2 protein-coding genes are annotated in these 833 nt (G+C 69.0%); both read right to left on the bottom strand.

Annotated elements, in window-relative coordinates; all coding sequences use genetic code 11:
• Positions 1-16 precede the first annotated feature (16 nt).
• Complete coding sequence (locus ACQEV1_RS05005) at positions 17-379, bottom strand: hypothetical protein (protein WP_285633099.1); 363 nt, start codon at positions 377-379, stop codon at positions 17-19.
• On the bottom strand, positions 372-833 hold the full coding sequence (locus tag ACQEV1_RS05000; protein WP_285633100.1) for a YbaB/EbfC family nucleoid-associated protein: 462 nt from the start codon (positions 831-833) through the stop codon (positions 372-374). Before ACQEV1_RS05000 ends, ACQEV1_RS05005 begins: the two co-directional genes overlap by 8 nt.

Below are 833 nucleotides of genomic sequence, written 5' to 3'. Positions count from 1 at the left end.
GACCCCGTACCCTCGCTTACTTGCCGGTCAGGCCGCCTCTCCCCGGATGGCCCTCACCCTGGTAGGCGCCGTACTCGTTGATGGCGTCGACGATCCCCGCCTGGGTCTTCTTCACGTACTTGCTCTGGTTGTTGAGCGCTTCGTCGAACCCCTCGGGGACCAGGCCGAACGCGGCGAGCACCTGGCTGAACTGGAGCTTCTGCCCGTTGAGCTGCGTGAACGCGGTCCGGCCGAACTCGTCGTGGCCGAGGACCTCCCCGGCGTTGCTCAGCCCGTCCAGGAAGCGCTGGTTGATGCCCTTGATCTCGTCCCCCAGACCCAGGATCTTCTCCCTGGCCGCCTTGGCCCGGTCCGGGTTCGCCTGGAACTTGTCAGACATCGCCATCCTCCACGATCTCGTCGTGCAGTTTCCGGGTCGTCCGGTCCCGGCGCGATGGGGCCCCGCGGCCTCCCGCCTTCAGCGCCGACCCGAAGATCTGTTCCCAGTCGGGGGTGTAGGCGGGCAGGTCCGAGCCGCTCCGGCCCATCCGGCTGATCTCGGAGAAGGTCTCCTTCACCCGGCGGGCCATCACCGCCCGGCCCTTGTCGGCCGCCTCGACGATGGCCGCGGACAGCTGCGCCGGCTCCATCGTCCGGTACTTCTCGTCCAGGAACTTCACCCGCTTCAGCTCGCCCTGCGGGCCGACCGTCACCTCGACGGAGCGGTCCTTGGACCGTACGGTCGTGGACGCCTCGTTCAGCTCGGCGCGTGCGCGCGCCACCGCGGCCTTGGTCGACTCGAGGCGCTCCCGCGCCTCGGCGACCCGCGCCGCCATCTCCTCGTTCAGATCCAT

This window comes from Actinoallomurus sp. CA-142502, assembly GCF_050936355.1.
Taxonomy (GTDB): domain Bacteria; phylum Actinomycetota; class Actinomycetes; order Streptosporangiales; family Streptosporangiaceae; genus Actinoallomurus; species Actinoallomurus iriomotensis.
Note: the sequence above shows the minus strand (reverse complement) of the source record. Positions and strands in the feature narration are given on the sequence as shown.

Coding starts and splice junctions, on each gene's coding strand:
- ACQEV1_RS05005 (WP_285633099.1), bottom strand. CDS start 379: ATGTCTGACAAGTTCCAGGCGAACCCGGACCGGGCCAAGGCGGCCAGG.
- ACQEV1_RS05000 (WP_285633100.1), bottom strand. CDS start 833: ATGGATCTGAACGAGGAGATGGCGGCGCGGGTCGCCGAGGCGCGGGAG.